General features: G+C 43.5%; 16 protein-coding genes and 1 tRNA gene. 3 read left to right on the top strand and 14 right to left on the bottom strand.

The window, feature by feature from the left end:
- Positions 1–7 precede the first annotated feature (7 nt).
- From kdsA to pncA, 9 genes are all read right to left on the bottom strand, one after another.
- Entirely contained in the window at positions 8–874 is an 867-nt protein-coding gene (gene kdsA, locus AAHK14_RS09395) for a 3-deoxy-8-phosphooctulonate synthase (RefSeq protein ID WP_065256753.1), read from the bottom strand.
- Positions 871–1,287 carry a PIN domain-containing protein gene (locus tag AAHK14_RS09390; RefSeq protein WP_065256754.1) on the bottom strand — a complete coding sequence of 139 codons (417 nt, stop codon included), beginning with the start codon at positions 1,285–1,287 and terminating at the stop codon, positions 871–873. Before AAHK14_RS09390 ends, kdsA begins: the two co-directional genes overlap by 4 nt.
- A gap of 8 nt (positions 1,288–1,295) precedes the next feature.
- On the bottom strand, positions 1,296–1,541 hold the full coding sequence (locus AAHK14_RS09385; protein WP_065256755.1) for a hypothetical protein: 246 nt from the start codon (positions 1,539–1,541) through the stop codon (positions 1,296–1,298).
- A 38-nt stretch (positions 1,542–1,579) separates the two neighbouring features.
- Complete coding sequence (locus AAHK14_RS09380) at positions 1,580–1,807, bottom strand: DUF2281 domain-containing protein (protein ID WP_065256756.1); 228 nt, start codon at positions 1,805–1,807, stop codon at positions 1,580–1,582.
- Between the two features lie 69 nt (positions 1,808–1,876).
- A complete protein-coding gene (locus AAHK14_RS09375; RefSeq protein ID WP_065256760.1) occupies positions 1,877–3,511 on the bottom strand; it encodes a CTP synthase in 1,635 nt (544 codons plus the stop codon).
- Positions 3,512–3,953: 442 nt separating this feature from the next.
- A complete protein-coding gene (locus tag AAHK14_RS09370; RefSeq protein ID WP_065256757.1) occupies positions 3,954–4,250 on the bottom strand; it encodes a PepSY domain-containing protein in 297 nt (98 codons plus the stop codon).
- A gap of 267 nt (positions 4,251–4,517) precedes the next feature.
- Positions 4,518–5,921: a 30S ribosomal protein S12 methylthiotransferase RimO gene (gene rimO, locus AAHK14_RS09365; RefSeq protein ID WP_065256761.1), complete on the bottom strand. Its 1,404-nt coding sequence runs from the start codon at positions 5,919–5,921 to the stop codon at positions 4,518–4,520.
- Between the two features lie 402 nt (positions 5,922–6,323).
- Positions 6,324–6,408, bottom strand: a tRNA-Leu gene (locus tag AAHK14_RS09360).
- A gap of 95 nt (positions 6,409–6,503) precedes the next feature.
- Positions 6,504–7,118, bottom strand: coding sequence for a bifunctional nicotinamidase/pyrazinamidase (gene pncA, locus AAHK14_RS09355; protein WP_065256758.1), 615 nt, complete (start codon positions 7,116–7,118; stop codon positions 6,504–6,506).
- Between the two features lie 223 nt (positions 7,119–7,341).
- Between pncA and AAHK14_RS09350 the strand changes: the two genes are divergently transcribed.
- Complete coding sequence (locus AAHK14_RS09350; RefSeq protein WP_065256759.1) at positions 7,342–8,826, top strand: alanine/glycine:cation symporter family protein; 1,485 nt, start codon at positions 7,342–7,344, stop codon at positions 8,824–8,826.
- A gap of 76 nt (positions 8,827–8,902) precedes the next feature.
- On the opposite strand, the gene AAHK14_RS09345 is transcribed toward AAHK14_RS09350, so the two are convergent.
- From AAHK14_RS09345 to AAHK14_RS09335, 3 genes are all read right to left on the bottom strand, one after another.
- Positions 8,903–9,823 carry an IS3 family transposase gene (locus AAHK14_RS09345; RefSeq protein ID WP_264753555.1) on the bottom strand — a complete coding sequence of 307 codons (921 nt, stop codon included), beginning with the start codon at positions 9,821–9,823 and terminating at the stop codon, positions 8,903–8,905.
- Between the two features lie 2 nt (positions 9,824–9,825).
- Entirely contained in the window at positions 9,826–10,362 is a 537-nt protein-coding gene (locus AAHK14_RS09340; RefSeq protein WP_065256690.1) for a helix-turn-helix domain-containing protein, read from the bottom strand.
- 72 nt (positions 10,363–10,434) lie between these two features.
- Positions 10,435–11,235: a ferredoxin--NADP reductase gene (locus AAHK14_RS09335; RefSeq protein ID WP_065255000.1), complete on the bottom strand. Its 801-nt coding sequence runs from the start codon at positions 11,233–11,235 to the stop codon at positions 10,435–10,437.
- A gap of 117 nt (positions 11,236–11,352) precedes the next feature.
- Here AAHK14_RS09335 and AAHK14_RS09330 point away from each other — a divergent pair, with 117 nt between their 5' ends.
- Both AAHK14_RS09330 and AAHK14_RS09325 read left to right on the top strand, forming a co-directional pair.
- Positions 11,353–11,889, top strand: coding sequence for a helix-turn-helix domain-containing protein (locus tag AAHK14_RS09330; RefSeq protein WP_065256690.1), 537 nt, complete (start codon positions 11,353–11,355; stop codon positions 11,887–11,889).
- The gene (locus AAHK14_RS09325; RefSeq protein ID WP_115246899.1) at positions 11,862–12,812 is read left to right on the top strand and encodes an IS3 family transposase; all 951 of its coding nucleotides are present in this window, start codon (positions 11,862–11,864) and stop codon (positions 12,810–12,812) included. Before AAHK14_RS09330 ends, AAHK14_RS09325 begins: the two co-directional genes overlap by 28 nt.
- Positions 12,813–12,868: 56 nt before the next feature.
- On the opposite strand, the gene AAHK14_RS09320 is transcribed toward AAHK14_RS09325, so the two are convergent.
- Both AAHK14_RS09320 and nuoM read right to left on the bottom strand, forming a co-directional pair.
- The gene (locus tag AAHK14_RS09320; RefSeq protein ID WP_065256537.1) at positions 12,869–14,380 is read right to left on the bottom strand and encodes an NADH-quinone oxidoreductase subunit N; all 1,512 of its coding nucleotides are present in this window, start codon (positions 14,378–14,380) and stop codon (positions 12,869–12,871) included.
- Positions 14,380–16,056 carry an NADH-quinone oxidoreductase subunit M gene (gene nuoM / locus AAHK14_RS09315; protein ID WP_083108203.1) on the bottom strand — a complete coding sequence of 559 codons (1,677 nt, stop codon included), beginning with the start codon at positions 16,054–16,056 and terminating at the stop codon, positions 14,380–14,382. Before nuoM ends, AAHK14_RS09320 begins: the two co-directional genes overlap by 1 nt.

Here is a 16,056-nt window from a genome sequence, read left to right as displayed (position 1 = left end):
TTTTTTATCAATGCGTATCCAAAACCTCAAACCCTTTTACCAAATTATCCAACTCTTTTAATTGACGTAAAAATGGCTCTAATTGCGACAATCTTAACGCACAAGGACCATCGCATTTGGCTTTATCAGGGTCTGGGTGAGCCTCCAAAAACAGCCCTGCCAGTCCCGTTGCCATACCCGCTCTTGCCAAGGTGGTAATCTGGCTACGGCGACCGCCTGCACTGTCCACTCTCGCCCCTGGTTCTTGTAGGGCGTGCGTTACGTCAAAAAATACGGGCACATTCATCGCTTTCATCGTGTCAAAGCCAAGCATATCCACCACAAGGTTATTATAGCCAAAAGACGTGCCACGCTCACACAAGATGATGTTATCATTGCCTGCTTCTAGGCATTTGCCTATGATATGTCGCATTTCGTGCGGGGCAAGGAATTGAGCTTTTTTGATGTTAATCACCGCCCCTGTGCGAGCAATGGCACTCACAAGGTCGGTTTGACGGCTCAAAAACGCAGGGATTTGTAGCACGTCCGCCACCTTTGCCACAGGGGACGCTTGGTAGGGTTCGTGTACGTCTGTAATGATGGGCACGCCGTATTTTTCTTTAATGTCGTTTAGCCATGTCAGCCCCGTATCAAGGCTTGGCCCTCGAAAGGAGTGTAAGCTTGACCGATTAGCCTTGTCAAAACTTGCCTTAAACACATAGCCAATATCAAGTTTCTTGCAAATCTCAATATAGCTCTCGGCAATCTCAAATGCCAATTCTTGACTTTCTAAAACATTCATGCCACCAAATAGCACAAATGGCAAATCATTGGCAATTTTGATGTCGCCTGATGGTGATGATAATTCAATGGTGGATTTGGCGGTTAGCGTCATGGGTTTTCCTTATAAAATGGGTTGATAATGGTAAGTTTATTTTCAATGATATGATTATGGTGCATATCTTCGGAATATAAAATGGGTGTGTTTGCTTGCAAGGCACAGGCAATCATTAGGCTATCCCAATAGGAATAGCGATATTTGACTTTGATATTTAAAGCATGAATAGCCAATTTTGTATCAACCGTTAAAATATCATACTCATTGGCAAATGCAGAAATAATATAAGTCAATTTATCAAAATCAACATATTTCTTTTTAATCATCACATTACAAAATTCATTAACTACCTGCGTACTAATTACAACGTGATGAGTATTTAATAACTCTTGGGCAATTTGATTTTTTGGATAATCGTCGCTCATGGCATAAATCAAAATATTGCTATCAAAAAAGCATGATTTATTCATAAAAACCCTTAGCGACTGTTTGCTTCTTCACGGTCAAATTTATAATCAGGCGGTAGCTGGATTTTAATGTTTTTAAATACCTCTTTCATGGTTGCCTTTGGGTTATGCTCATATGGCATGACAGGCTCATCAGCAGGCAATACCACAAAACTTTTGCCATTACTTGACAGCAATACTTTTTCGCCCAATGATATTTGTTCTAAGGCATGGGCGATTTGGTGTTGTTCAGCATGGTTAATCATAATCTCAATCATTTATTTATTCCTATCTGTATTTATTATTAACATACAATTTATTTTGGCATATACTCAACAAAACAGTCCAATGGCTCATCAAAATCATCTGCCATGTTAATCTGCCCTTTGGCACTGCCTGCTTTGCGTGATTTTTTAGCAAGTTTATTTTCGGGTATTAAATTCATTTTATAAGCCTGCCCGTCTTTGATAAAAACTAACTCTTCGCCCAAAATGGCTTGTTCTATGTGCTTAGGCTGTATCTCGTGAATGGCAATCTCAATCATCTTGTCCCCTTTTGTCTTCCCAATGAATAAACAGGGCGAAAACCGCCCCATTTATTTTATTGTAATGCTTTATTTGCCATTTTGCAATGCAACTGCCGAATGAATAAAGGCATTAAAGAGGGGGTGTCCGCCACGGGGCGAGCTTGTGAACTCAGGGTGATATTGCACCGCCACAAAGAACGGGTGATTGTCAAGCTCCACCGTCTCCACAAGATTTTGTTTGGCAGAGTAGCCCGAGATTTTTAGCCCTTGTGCTTCAAGCGGTTCAATGTAGCGATTGTTCATCTCATAGCGATGACGATGACGCTCAAAAATGGTGCCTGCCCCGTAGATTTTGGCAAGGCGAGAGTCCGCCACCAGATGAGCTTCTTGTTTGCCAAGTCGCATGGTGCCACCCAAATCGCTGTCGTCTGAGCGAATTTGTAGCTCGCCTTTTTCATCAAACCATTCGGTAATCAGACCAATAATCGGATTAGCGGTTTTGCGGTCAAACTCGGTAGAGTTGGCTTCAAGTCCCAGCACGTTGCGAGCAAATTCAATGACAGCGAGCTGCATACCCAAGCAAATGCCCAAAAACGGCACACCATTTTCACGGGCATAGCGGATTGCTTTCATCTTGCCTTGGGTGCCACGCTCGCCAAATCCCCCTGGTACCAAGATAGCATGGCAGGCTTTTAGCTCGTCCATAAGAGTATCTTGGGTTTCTAGTTTTTCGGCATCGATGTAGTGGATTTTGACACGGGTTTTGTTATGAATGCCTGCGTGCAATAGAGCTTCATTGACCGATTTATAAGCATCGGGCAATTCTACATATTTACCAACCATTGCCACGACAATCTCGCCTTGGGCGTTAAACAGTCCGTCAATGACCTTATCCCAATCGGACAAATCGGCTTCGGGCTGATTAAAGCCAAAACGCTCGCACACCAAATCGTCCAAATTTTGCTCATAAAAAGTGCGTGGAATCTCATAAATACTGCGAGCGTCCTTACACACCGCCACCGCACGCTCGGGGACGTTCGTGAACATGGCAATCTTACGCTTGGTGTCATCGTCCACGTCATGCTCGGTACGGCACACCAAAATATCAGGCTGAATGCCAATGGATAGCAATTCTTTGACAGAATGCTGAGTAGGCTTGGTTTTGAGTTCGCTAGCGGACGAGATGTAAGGTAGTAATGTCAAGTGCATGAGCATGGTGTTTTCACGCCCGAGTTTTACCATAAGTTGTCGCACCGCTTCCATAAAGGGCAAGCTCTCAATGTCGCCCACCGTGCCACCAATCTCAATCATGGCAACGTCATAACCTTCGCCTGACGCTAAAATACGGCTTTGAATCTCGTCTGTGATGTGCGGAACGACTTGCACAGTTTTGCCAAGATAGTCGCCACGGCGTTCTTTGGCAAGCACGGTTTGGTAAATACGTCCCGATGTGAAGTTATTTGCACGAGACATTTTAGAATGTCTTAAAAAACGCTCATAATAACCCAAATCAAGGTCGGTCTCCGCCCCGTCTTCGGTAACGAACACTTCGCCATGCTCAAATGGACTCATCGTGCCAGGGTCCACGTTGATATAAGGGTCCATTTTGGTCATGGTAACTTTTAGACCACGAGCCTCAAGCACAGAAGCCAAAGAGGCGGCGGCAATGCCCTTACCCAAAGAAGAAACCACACCACCTGTTACAAAAATAAATTTAGTCATGATACTCATCAGTTATTGGTAAAAGAGAATTTTACTAAAAAATACTAAAAAAATATAGGGGGCAACAGCAAATTCCCAAAATTTTTGTCAAATCGGTCAAAACAAAAAAGACTTGAATCCATTCAAATCTTTTGGTAGTGGTGATTGATAATCAATGACCACCAATCAATCAGATGCTCATCAGTCAATGCGTTCGCTGATAATTTTTAGGTCAGGGTAGCTTAGCTAAATTTTGTATTCCCAAATACCTTCCATGACGGAAAATAGCTCAGGGCGAACAGTTTCCGTGGTAAAATTCAATTTTGTTAGCTGTATATAATTTTTGATTACAGTAATTTTTTATTATAGTAATTACAGTAAAAATACTGACTAAAAAAGTAGGCTATTGAAGCCTACTTTTTTAATTGATTGCTTAATTTGTAATGATGATAATTGATGATAATTACCAATCAATGCGTTCGCTGATAATTTTTAGGTCAGGGTAGCTTAGGTAAACGTCATATTCTTGAAAGTCTTTATAAGCTTCAACGTCCAAAATCTTTTGTCCAAGATGCACACCAGGCTCGATGTCTTTGATGCGATAGCCTCTATCCTGCAAGATTTTTACAGCTTTTTGTACATTGGCTTGATAGCTGGGATCCATATAAATCTGACGCTCAATCATGTCTTCGTAATCTGCAAAAGCTGCAACAGGGGCAAGCAAAGACAGTGCCAAAATAGATGCTAGGATTTTTTTCATGTTTTACTCCAATTGGGATATATTAAACAATTTAAACAAAATTAAAGTCAATTCATCATCAATCTTTAATTTGACGCCATTTTAGCATAAAATCACCCACACACAAGAGCAAGCTACATTTTACGTCCACTTTATTACTCAATTTCACAAAACTTACAGATTTTTTAATAAAGTTGTTATTATTTTACCAAATAATCACCCAACAAGATTAAGGATTTTAAAATTTGGATAAAAACACAAAAATGACCTGCCTTGTCATTGTCTAATTTATGCCACAAAACTGGCAAACAAATCATATTCACTGGCCTCATCGATGGTTACGGTCAAAAATTGCCCCACTTTTACCGTCTCATCAATATCATCCACATACACATGACCATCAATCTCAGGAGCATCGGCATAGCTACGGCAAATGGCAATGTTTTCATCAAAGTCAATCTCATCCACCAACACCACCAAAGTTTGCCCGACTTTTTCTTGAAGTTTTTCTTTGCTGATTTGTTGTGCCAGTGCCATAAAACGCTCATAACGTGCTTGCTTGATGGACTCTGGCACAGGATTGGGTAAATCATTGGCGGCCGCTCCGTCAATCTGTGAATAAGTAAAACAGCCCACACGGTCAAGGCGTGCTTGTTTTAACCAATTCAAAAGATACTCAAAATCCTCTTCTGTCTCACCTGGAAAGCCCACCACAAAGGTAGAACGAATGACGATATTAGGGCAAATCTGTCGCCATATGGCAAGGCGTTCTAGGGTGTTTTCACTCATGGCAGGACGTTTCATCGCCTTTAATACAGATGGGCTGGCATGCTGAAACGGAATGTCAAGATATGGCAAAAGCCCACCCCTGCCACCACTGATTTTCATGCTGTCTGCCATAATTTGCACCACGTTATCCACGTGCGGATAAGGGTATACATAATGTAAACGCACCCAAATGCCAAGACGTGCTAAGGCTTGGCACATATCAAAAAATTTCGTCTTGATTGGCTCGCCTTGCCAAAACGCCATTTTGTATTTTAAATCCACGCCATAAGCGGACGTGTCTTGGCTAATGATGAGTAGCTCTTTGACCCCTGCTTTTTTTAGGGCGACCGCTTCATTCATCACGCTGTCAATGGTGCGAGACACCAAGTCGCCACGCAAGGACGGAATGATACAAAAAGTACAGCGATGATTACAGCCTTCACTGATTTTGACATACGCATAATGGGCAGGGGTTAGCTTCACGCCTGCGTCATTGATAAGGTCTATTTTGGGGTCATAAGTCTTTGATTTGGCAGGTTTTGGTACGTGGTGCGTTACCGCTTTGACCACTTCATCATAGGCATGAGCCCCTGTTACCGCCAATACGGCAGGGTGCATGGTGCGGATTTTTTCGGCATCTTTACCCAAACAGCCTGTTACGATGACCTTACCGTTTTTGGTGATTGCTTCGCCAATGGCATCAAGGCTTTCTTGGACGGCAGATTCAATAAATCCGCAAGTATTGACCACCACCAAATCCGCCCCGTCATAATCTTTGGCGACTTGATAGCCTTCTTTTGTCAATTCTGTAATAATCCGCTCACTATCCACCAGTGCCTTGGGGCAGCCTAAGGACACAAACCCGACTTTGGGCGTTTTGACAATCTCACTGGATAAACCGCCATTTGGTTCGGCAATTTGCATAAGACCTACATTTTGCAAATTGGCACTTTGGTCAATGGTGCGGTTTTGGTTATGGTTGGCTTTGTGATGATAGCCAACTTCGCTGGGGTTGGGATTTGGATTTTTGGGATTAAAGGTTTGAACAGTCATGGTATTTTGGCTAAGGATAACTTGGCTGATTGGGAATGGGTTTTGGGTAAATGGTTTTACCGATTTATAAAAATTTGGGTTAATTAACCCTGCCTTTGGGTGGATTTGTAGGGGCAAATTGCAATTTGCCCTGTATAAAACATTGATTTTTGGGCGAATGTTATTCACCCCTACATATTCATATTGCAAAAAATATATTTAATGAAACAATGCCTTTTTAAATTTCAAAATTTACATAGCAAAAAACCCGCCTTAACAGCAGGTTTTTATATATGGTGGGGTCGGAGAGACTCGAACTCTCACGGGTCGCCCCGCTGGAACCTAAATCCAGTGCGTCTACCAATTTCGCCACGACCCCAGATTTCATCAACTTTCGTCTTGATGTGGCGTATTATATACGACTTTTAAAATTTGGCAAGTATTTTTTGCTAAAAATTTTAAAAAGTTTATAAGTCATTGATTTAAAATATCTTTTGAATTGATAAATTTGACCCCAACATCCGTCATATCCGCCATTGCCTTATCTAACGAACCATTAATGTCTATCGGGGCGGTTGCGTCCGTGATGACCGTGCAACCAAACCCAAACGCTACGGCGTCTATCGCTGTCCACGCCACACAAAAATCAGTGGCAATGCCCACCACATACACGCTGTCTATGCCCCGCTCGTGAAGATAGCCCGCCAGTCCCGTTTTGGTTGCCCTATCAGCTTCCATAAATGCCGAATAGCTGTCTATGTGGCGATGATAGCCTTTACGGATAATCAGCTCGGCTTTATCGGCTTGCAGATCAGCATGAAAATCAGCATCGCTCGTGCCTTGTACACAGTGAGCATTCCACAAAACCTGCGTGCCATAGGGTAGCTCTATGGTGTCAAACGGGGCTTTGCCGTCATGATTTTGGTAAAATGAAATGTGGTCGGCAGGGTGATAATCTTGGGTCAAAATCACGGTATCAAAATGAGCAATCAAGCGGTTAATCATGGGGATAATCGTGTGGCTGTTTGCCACCGCCAGATTACCGCCAACAAAACCGTTTTGCACGTCCACAACCAATAGGGCTTTCATAAACTTTCCTTATCCTTTTAAACTTCTCTGACAATTTGCACGATATTGTATCATAAAGCAAGCCTAATGTTTAACATACACACTTTTTAACACAAACACTTTAATAAGACAAACCTAAAACATCATTGTAAAAACTTGTAATTATTGACAAATTTTTTTATAATAACATCTTTACCAAAGCAAGGTCAATCCTTGCTTTTTTTGTGAACTAAACGGAGTGGCTATGATTGAGTGGTTTAACAGTCTCATCAATTGGGGCGTAAGCCTGATTTGGGGCAATGGCGATTGGCTGATAGCGGGCAATCCTTGGTATGGTCTTATTGTGTTTTTGTTGGTCGGTGGGGGCATTTATTTTACCATTGCCACTCGCTTTGCTCAGTTTCGCTATTTTGGACATCTGTGGAAACTGCTTAGGGTGTCAGGGCAAGGCGGTCGCTCGGGCGGTATCAGCTCGTACGAAGCCTTGATGACATCGCTGGCAGCACGGGTCGGTACAGGTAACCTTGCAGGGGTTGCCATCGCCATTTATTTAGGGGGTGCTGGGGCGGTATTTTGGATGTGGGTTACAGCCATTTTGGGGATGGCAACAAGCTTTATTGAGTCTGCTCTTGCTCAGGCTTATAAAGTCCCCCACACTGACAACGTCTTTCGTGGTGGCCCTGCCTACTACATTCAAGCAGGGTTGGGGCAACGCTGGCTTGCTATTATCTTTTCGGTGTGCCTGCTCATTGCCTTTGGACTTGCCTTTAATGGTGTGCAAGCCAATACCATCGCTCAGGCAAGTCTGGAAGCCTTTAACATCCCCCCTTGGGTAACGGGGCTATTTTTAGTGATTTTGGTCGCTCCTGTGGTTTTTGGGGGCATGCGTTCAGTTGCTAAGGTGGCAGGTAAGATTGTGCCAATCATGGCGATTTTATACGTTTTGCTGGCTTTGTTTATCATTATTAGCAACATCACCCAGTTTCCTGCCGCCATTGCCATCATCTTCAAATCCGCCTTTGGATTTGAACAGGCCGCAGGTGGGGTCTTAGGCTATACCGTTGCATCAGCCATGATTAATGGCATAAAACGTGGTCTGTTCTCCAACGAAGCGGGCATGGGTTCTGCTCCCAACGCCGCTGCAACCGCTCAGACTTATCCCAATCACCCTGCTGTACAAGGTTTCATGCAAATGCTTGGGGTGTTTATGGATACCATCGTCATCTGTACCGCTACCGCCTCCATCATCATCTTATCTGGTGTGGTTGACCCAAACTCTGAGCAGACGGGCATTCAACTTACCCAACTTGCCCTGTCGCAATATGTGGGGCAATTTGGCGTGGTGTTTGTGGCGGTGGCGATTTTCTTTTTTTCGTTCACCACCATCATCGCCAATTATAGCTATGGCGAGAGCAACATTGAGTTTTTATCTGGTCAAAAAAACGCCAAGCCTGCCATGATGGGGCTACGCATCGCCCTGCTTGTCATGGTCTTTGTGGGGTCTGTTGCCGACCTAAAAACGGTTTGGAACTTTGCTGACTTGACGATGGGCATCATGGCAGTTATTAACCTTATCGCCATTGTGTGGCTATCGCCTGTGGCACTGCGTGTCCTAAAAGACTATGAACGTCAAATCAAGTCAGGTGTTGACCTAAAAGACATCAGCTTTGACCCCGACCTGTTTCCTAAGCTTAAAACCGAAGCAGACAGAACAGCATGGAAGGATTGATGGTTTTAGTACACTAAATAAAAAACAGGGCAGATACTATGAACCGACCCCCAAATCTTAGACATAAGATTAAAGGTTAGGTTGTTGCAAGTGGTTGTATTAACCCTAATTGGACTAAGTTTCTGTACTTAACAGGACTTAGTCCTTTTAATTTGCTCTTTATTCTATCATGATTGTAGTAGTGTATGTACTCATCAATCACTTGTTTAAGTTCATCTGTTGATGTAAATGTGGTTGTCTCATAAAATATCTCTTGTTTTAGCGTACCAAAGAAGCTCTCTATCACAGCATTATCCAAACAATTGCCTTTTCTTGACATGCTTTGGGTTAAGCCTTGTTCTTTTAGGGTTTGTTGATACTGGTGCATTTGATAGTGCCAGCCTTGGTCTGAATGAATGATGGGTTTGTCATCCATCTTTTCTTGGCTTAGCTTGGATAGGGCATCATTTAACATCTCTTTGACCAACTCATACGTTGGTCTGTCCTTCATCGTATAACTGACAATCTCACCATTAAACAAGTCGATGATGGGCGATAGGTAGAGTTTTCTTTGAATGACACTGCCATCATTTGCCTTGTCTTGTACTTTAAACTCTGTGATGTCTGTTGCCCACTTTTGATTGGGTTTGTCTGCTTTAAAGTCTCTTTTGAGTATATTGTCCTGAATGGTATCTTTGCCCATTGTGCCTTTGTAAGTATTAAACTTACGTTGACGACGAACCAATGCTTTGAGTCCAAGTTTAGCCATCAGTCGTTGCACTCGTTTATGATTAATGACCATGCCTTTTTGGGCAAGCTGATTGTTAAGCTCTGATGTGATTCTACGATAACCATACCTGCCCTTGTGTTGGTGGTAGATGTGGTTAATGTGTTCTTTTAAGTCAAGGTCTTTGTCAGGCTTTGTACTTTGACGAATGTGGTAATAAAACACACTTCTTGGCAAGTTTGACACTGCCAATAAGTCAGCAAGTTTGTGCTTATGCCTTAATTCTTGGATGATCAGGACTTGTTCTTTGTTTGTACTGATTGTTCCTTTTGACGAATTAAGGCATCTAGCTTTTTTAGATAGTCATTCTCTGCTCTAAGATAGGCAAGTTCATCAAGCAAATCATCCACACTTTTTTCGTGGTCTTGTTTGGTTTTCCAAGTTGATTTGGTTTTATTAGCGTTGTGTTTGTTTGACATTGCTTTTTTGCCTTTGGGTTTGGGTATTAGTCCCATTATACCAAAGGCTTGGTAGGACTTTAACCAAGTTGACAGTAAAGAAGGTTGTGGCAGATTAAGCTCTATGGCAAGTTGTGTAAGCGATTTGCCCTGTTGTATGGCTTGAACGGCATTAAGCTTAAAATCTGTGTCATAGACAGCCTTTGTGTGTCGTCTTTTTATGCCATCAATGCCATGTGCTTGATAGAGTTTAACCCATAGCTCTACGGTTGTGTGGTTTAGATTAAAGTGTTTGGCGGTTTGTTTGTAGCCATGATGATTAAGATAATACCCAATCACAGACAGTTTAAAGTCGGTTGTGTATTTTGCCATAAAAAGCACCCCAAAGGTTAGTGTGTCTAACTTTTGGGGTGCGGTTCATTTTACCACCCTGTTTTTTATTGCCTACCAATAATTCTCCACTGCAATATTACCCACGCCCCTACGGTTCATCGCCAAACCTTTGTTTTTTAAACTTTCTTTGGTGTCGTCCACCATCTGCGGATTGCCACAGAGCATGACATGAGAAGTGGCAGGATTTAAGTTTAAACCGACAAAATTTTCAAGTTCGCCACTGTCTATCAAAGCAGGAATGCGAGCATTTAGGCAGTTTTCCACTTTTTCACGAGTGATAATCGGCACAAAATGGAGTTTAGCTGGGTTGTCGGTCAGTTCGCTAAACTGCTGATTTAATTCATGAATTTTATCAAGATAGGCAAGTTCTGCTTGCGTTCTGGCACTGTACACCAGTACGATGTCGCTGTAATTTTGCCAAGTGGTCAAATCGCCAAGCATGGATAAAAATGGAGCAAGTCCCGTGCCTGTTGCCAGTAGCCACAAATCCTTTGGGGCAGGTTCTTGGTAGCGAGCAAGGGTTGAAAAACCAAACGGCTCGGGGTTAAGATAGAGCGTATCGCCCACCGTCAAATGCTGTAATTGACTGGTAAACGCCCCGTCAGGCACGACCACCGAGAAAAATTCCAACTGCTCATCATAGGGGCTTGACGCTACCGAATAAGCACGAAAAATCCGCTCATCGGGGGCGTTTTTGGCATTGGCAAGCTCGCTGGGGTTGATGCCCAAACGGGCAAATTGCCCTGCATCAAAACGAAATCCATCTGGGCGTGTTGTGGTAAAGCTAAACAGCGTGGGTGACCAGACGGTCTTGGAAAGTACGGTAATGGGGGTGGCGTGTTGGTCGGACATGGTTTTTCTCTTTTTAAATTTATCCATGCTATTGTAAACCATCGCCACAAAAAAACAAGCACCCAACTATGAACCGCACCCCAAAAGTTAGACACACTAACCTTTGGGGTGCTTTTTATGGCAAAATACACAACCGACTTTAAACTGTCTGTGATTGGGTATTATCTTAATCATCATGGCTACAAACAAACCGCCAAACACTTTAATCTAAACCACACAACCGTAGAGCTATGGGTTAAACTCTATCAAGCACATGGCATTGATGGCATAAAAAGACGACACACAAAGGCTGTCTATGACACAGATTTTAAGCTTAATGCCGTTCAAGCCATACAACAGGGCAAATCGCTTACACAACTTGCCATAGAGCTTAATCTGCCACAACCTTCTTTACTGTCAACTTGGTTAAAGTCCTACCAAGCCTTTGGTATAATGGGACTAATACCCAAACCCAAAGGCAAAAAAGCAATGTCAAACAAACACAACGCTAATAAAACCAAATCAACTTGGAAAACCAAACAAGACCACGAAAAAAGTGTGGATGATTTGCTTGATGAACTTGCCTATCTTAGAGCAGAGAATGACTATCTAAAAAAGCTAGATGCCTTAATTCGTCAAAAGGAACAATCAGTACAAACAAAGAACAAGTCCTGATCATCCAAGAATTAAGGCATAAGCACAAACTTGCTGACTTATTGGCAGTGTCAAACTTGCCAAGAAGTGTGTTTTATTACCACATTCGTCAAAGTACAAAGCCTGACAAAGACCTTGACTTAAAAGAACACATTAACCACATCTACCACCAACACAAGGGCAGGTATGGTTATCGTAGAATCACATCAGAGCTTAACAATCAGCTTGCCCAAAAAGGCATGGTCATTAATCATAAACGAGTGCAACGACTGATGGCTAAACTTGGACTCAAAGCATTGGTTCGTCGTCAACGTAAGTTTAATACTTACAAAGGCACAATGGGCAAAGATACCATTCAGGACAATATACTCAAAAGAGACTTTAAAGCAGACAAACCCAATCAAAAGTGGGCAACAGACATCACCGAGTTTAAAGTACAAGACAAGGCAAATGATGGCAGTGTCATTCAAAGAAAACTCTACCTATCGCCCATCATCGACTTGTTTAATGGTGAGATTGTCAGTTATACGATGAAGGACAGACCAACGTATGAGTTGGTCAAAGAGATGTTAAATGATGCCCTATCCAAGCTAAGCCAAGAAAAGATGGATGACAAACCCATCATTCATTCAGACCAAGGCTGGCACTATCAAATGCACCAGTATCAACAAACCCTAAAAGAACAAGGCTTAACCCAAAGCATGTCAAGAAAAGGCAATTGTTTGGATAATGCTGTGATAGAGAGCTTCTTTGGTACGCTAAAACAAGAGATATTTTATGAGACAACCACATTTACATCAACAGATGAACTTAAACAAGTGATTGATGAGTACATACACTACTACAATCATGATAGAATAAAGAGCAAATTAAAAGGACTAAGTCCTGTTAAGTACAGAAACTTAGTCCAATTAGGGTTAATACAACCACTTGCAACAACCTAACCTTTAATCTTATGTCTAAGATTTGGGGGTCGGTTCAACTAAGTGCTTGTTTTTATTTACCCCAAAATTGCCAAAATTGCCATTTTAAAGAGCGTGTTTGGCAAAATCCCCATCACAAAAATAAATGCCGTGATAAGAATCAGTACAAGCCCCCCTGCCTTAACACGCCAATCATTGGGTACATCAAAAGGCACGATGGTCATTGGGCGTTTGAACATGATAAGCAGCACTTTTAGATAATAATAAAGTCCGATGGCACTGCCCAAAACCACCATAAAGGCAAGTTCAAATCGCCCACCTTGAACGGCAGCGAACAGCACCTGCATTTTGGTGATAAATCCTGCGGTAAGTGGCATGCCTGCCATGGACAGAATCATCACCGTCAAAACCGCTGTCAGCACAGGTCTTCGCCAAAACAACCCTTGATAAACCGCCATGCTGTCCGCTTCATCTTCTATCTCTTGGGTTGCTCTATTGCGGTCGGTTTCACCGTACGCTCCTGTCATCAGCACAATCACCCCAAATGCCCCAACAGAGGATAAGGCATAGATAAGCACATACATACTGATCACACTGTCAGCATCTGCCGTTGCCCCTGTGGCGATGAGAGGAATCAGCACATAACCCATATGTGCCACAGATGAGAACGCAAGCAGGCGTTTTAGGTTGGTTTGAGTCAGAGCAAGCAAGTTCCCTGCCATGATAGACACCCCAACAATGGCAACCAATATCGCATCAATAGCTGATATGGCAGGAGCTGCACTCGTCAGCAAAAAACGCACGGTAAGGGCAACCACCGCCACCTTGCCCACGCTTGCCAAAAATGCCGTAACAGGGGCAGGAGAACCTTGATAGACATCGCCTGCCCACGCATGAAATGGCGCAAGCGATAACTTAAAAGCAACCGCTGCCACCATCATGACCGCCCCAACCACAAACAAAGGCAGTATCCCAAAACCTGCCATCAAAGCCTCTCCAAGATGGGTAAAGCCAAGCTCACCTGTTGCTGCAAAAATCAGTGCCATACCCATGAGTAAAGTCGCCGAAGCAGTGGCCGATAAAATCAGGTATTTTAGCCCCGATTCTAAGGACTTTTGTTTTAGGTAAGCAAAACTTAGCATACCATACATAGGCACAGACAAAAGCTCCAATGACACAAAGAAAGAAGCAAAATGATGAGCCGATGTCATCAAAACCGCCCCAAGCGTACTTGTCAAAAGAAGCAGATACAGCTCTTCTTTGTTGTTATTAAAACTTTGAAAATAGCGATACGATAACGTAACACACGCCAAAGCCGAAACGATGATGATAAGGCTATTAAACAAGGCAAAGCCGTCCACCAAAAACAGCCCCATGACATCGCCCCGATTGACATGAGTGGGCAATTTTTCAAAAAACTGCAACAGTAGCACCGCCAACGCCCCATTTAGTCCAAGGGCAGTCAAGCCAACAATCAGACTGTGTGAGCGTTTGATGGCGATAGTAAGCATGACCACAAGCACCGCCACGCCCAATATCATGGCAGGGAGCAACGGGAGCAAAGACGAAAACTCAATAGATACACTCATTAGTTGCCCCCTTGGTTAATTTCAATGACTTGCGGCACAATTTCTGGCGAGATGGGCTTTTGATTGCCTTTTAGCCCTGCAATGGCGGTATCCACGTCCGAATATCTATCGGGCATTTTGGTGCTGATATAGCTCATTGCTTGCTCGGATTTGTTTAGGACGGGTTGTGGATACAGCCCAAGCCAAACAAGCCCTACCACAAGCACACCAAGCAAAGACAGCTCTCGCCTGCCCAAATCACGCAAAGGCTTGGCGGTGTCGTCTTTTGCCTTGTATAAGGCGTGCAGATGGGGCGTGGTGTTGTCGCCAAACAACGCCTTGTGAATCAAAATCAGTGCATACAGCCCCGCCCACACAAAACTCACGGTCAATAGCACGCTGATGACAGGATACGCCTTGAACGACCCCATCAAAATCAAAATCTCGCCAATGAAGTTGCCCGTACCAGGGATACCCAAAAGGGCGGCACAAAAGAACATCATAAACGGAGCAAGGCGGCGAAACTGTCCCCACATACCACCCATGACCGTCATATCACGAGTGTGCAAACGCTCATAAATTTGACCTGCCATAATAAACAGTGCTGCACTTGATAAACCGTGAGCAAGCATTTGCACCATCAAACCTTGCAACGATACCAGTGTGCCAGCATAAATGGCAAGCACGACAAAACCCATATGCGACACACTGGTATAAGCGAGCAGTCGCTTGATATCGGTCTGGGCAAACGCCAAAAACGCCCCATAAAACACCCCAATCATGCCAAGCGTGATGGCAATGGGAGCAAACTCGGCAGACGCATTTGGAAAAAGCGGAATCACAAAGCGAAGCAAACCAAACGCCGCCGTCTTAATCAAAATCCCTGCCAAGTCCACCGAACCTGCCGTTGGGGCTTGGGCATGGGCATCAGGTAGCCAGCCGTGTAATGGAAAAACAGGCAATTTGACCGCAAAGCCCACAAAAAAGCACAGCATAATCAGGTATTCATATTTGCCAAGATACGTACCAAGCAGGTCTTCATAATGAAAACTTAGCACGCCTTTTTGGGCAAAATTGATAAGCACAAGCATACTGATACCAATGAACATGATAAGCCCAGACGCTTGGGTATAAATAAAAAACTTGGTGGCGGCAGCCGATTTTGGCTTGATGATATTGCCATTAGTATCACGCACATCATGCCCCCATAGGGCAATCAAAAAGTAGATGGGCAGCAGCATCATTTCCCAAAAAAAGAAAAACAAAAACAAATCAATCGCCAAAAAGACACCGATGACACCGCCCAACGACCACAGTAGGTTTAGGTGAAAAAATCCCACACGGTGCTTAATCTCGCCCCACGAACAGCCCACCGCCATGATACCCAAAAATGCCGTCAAGACAATCATGAGTAAAGACAAGCCGTCCATCGCCAAGGCGAATTTGATACCAAAGGCAGGTATCCAAGGCACTTCAAAGGTTGCCGCCCAAGGCAGACTGCTGTCGGTGCTGGCATTTAACACCCCAAAGTCGCCTTTGGCATACAGCACGAGCGACAGCACAAAGGTCAATGTCATGCCAATAAGTGCCACCCATCTGGGCAGTCGTGCGTCCTTTTTTTCAAATAACCAACACAAAAATCCTGCAATCAACGGGATTGCAATTAGACTTGGCAAAAGCCATGTTTGCTCTATCAT

Source organism: Moraxella sp. K1664, assembly GCF_039693965.1.
Classification (GTDB): Bacteria; Pseudomonadota; Gammaproteobacteria; order Pseudomonadales; family Moraxellaceae; genus Moraxella.
The sequence above is the reverse complement of the archived record's forward strand: the minus strand, read 5'-3'. Positions and strand labels throughout refer to the sequence as shown.

What these genes read in the sequence shown, in the direction of transcription:
- kdsA (WP_065256753.1), bottom strand. Translation starts at nt 874, where the DNA reads ATGACGCTAACCGCCAAATCCACCATTGAATTATCATCACCATCAGGC.
- AAHK14_RS09390 (WP_065256754.1), bottom strand. Translation starts at nt 1,287, where the DNA reads ATGAATAAATCATGCTTTTTTGATAGCAATATTTTGATTTATGCCATG.
- AAHK14_RS09385 (WP_065256755.1), bottom strand. Translation starts at nt 1,541, where the DNA reads ATGATTGAGATTATGATTAACCATGCTGAACAACACCAAATCGCCCAT.
- AAHK14_RS09380 (WP_065256756.1), bottom strand. Translation starts at nt 1,807, where the DNA reads ATGATTGAGATTGCCATTCACGAGATACAGCCTAAGCACATAGAACAA.
- AAHK14_RS09375 (WP_065256760.1), bottom strand. Translation starts at nt 3,511, where the DNA reads ATGACTAAATTTATTTTTGTAACAGGTGGTGTGGTTTCTTCTTTGGGT.
- AAHK14_RS09370 (WP_065256757.1), bottom strand. Translation starts at nt 4,250, where the DNA reads ATGAAAAAAATCCTAGCATCTATTTTGGCACTGTCTTTGCTTGCCCCT.
- rimO (WP_065256761.1), bottom strand. Translation starts at nt 5,921, where the DNA reads ATGCAAATTGCCGAACCAAATGGCGGTTTATCCAGTGAGATTGTCAAA.
- pncA (WP_065256758.1), bottom strand. Translation starts at nt 7,118, where the DNA reads ATGAAAGCCCTATTGGTTGTGGACGTGCAAAACGGTTTTGTTGGCGGT.
- AAHK14_RS09350 (WP_065256759.1), top strand. Translation starts at nt 7,342, where the DNA reads ATGATTGAGTGGTTTAACAGTCTCATCAATTGGGGCGTAAGCCTGATT.
- AAHK14_RS09340 (WP_065256690.1), bottom strand. Translation starts at nt 10,362, where the DNA reads ATGGCAAAATACACAACCGACTTTAAACTGTCTGTGATTGGGTATTAT.
- AAHK14_RS09335 (WP_065255000.1), bottom strand. Translation starts at nt 11,235, where the DNA reads ATGTCCGACCAACACGCCACCCCCATTACCGTACTTTCCAAGACCGTC.
- AAHK14_RS09330 (WP_065256690.1), top strand. Translation starts at nt 11,353, where the DNA reads ATGGCAAAATACACAACCGACTTTAAACTGTCTGTGATTGGGTATTAT.
- AAHK14_RS09320 (WP_065256537.1), bottom strand. Translation starts at nt 14,380, where the DNA reads ATGAGTGTATCTATTGAGTTTTCGTCTTTGCTCCCGTTGCTCCCTGCC.
- nuoM (WP_083108203.1), bottom strand. Translation starts at nt 16,056, where the DNA reads ATGATAGAGCAAACATGGCTTTTGCCAAGTCTAATTGCAATCCCGTTG.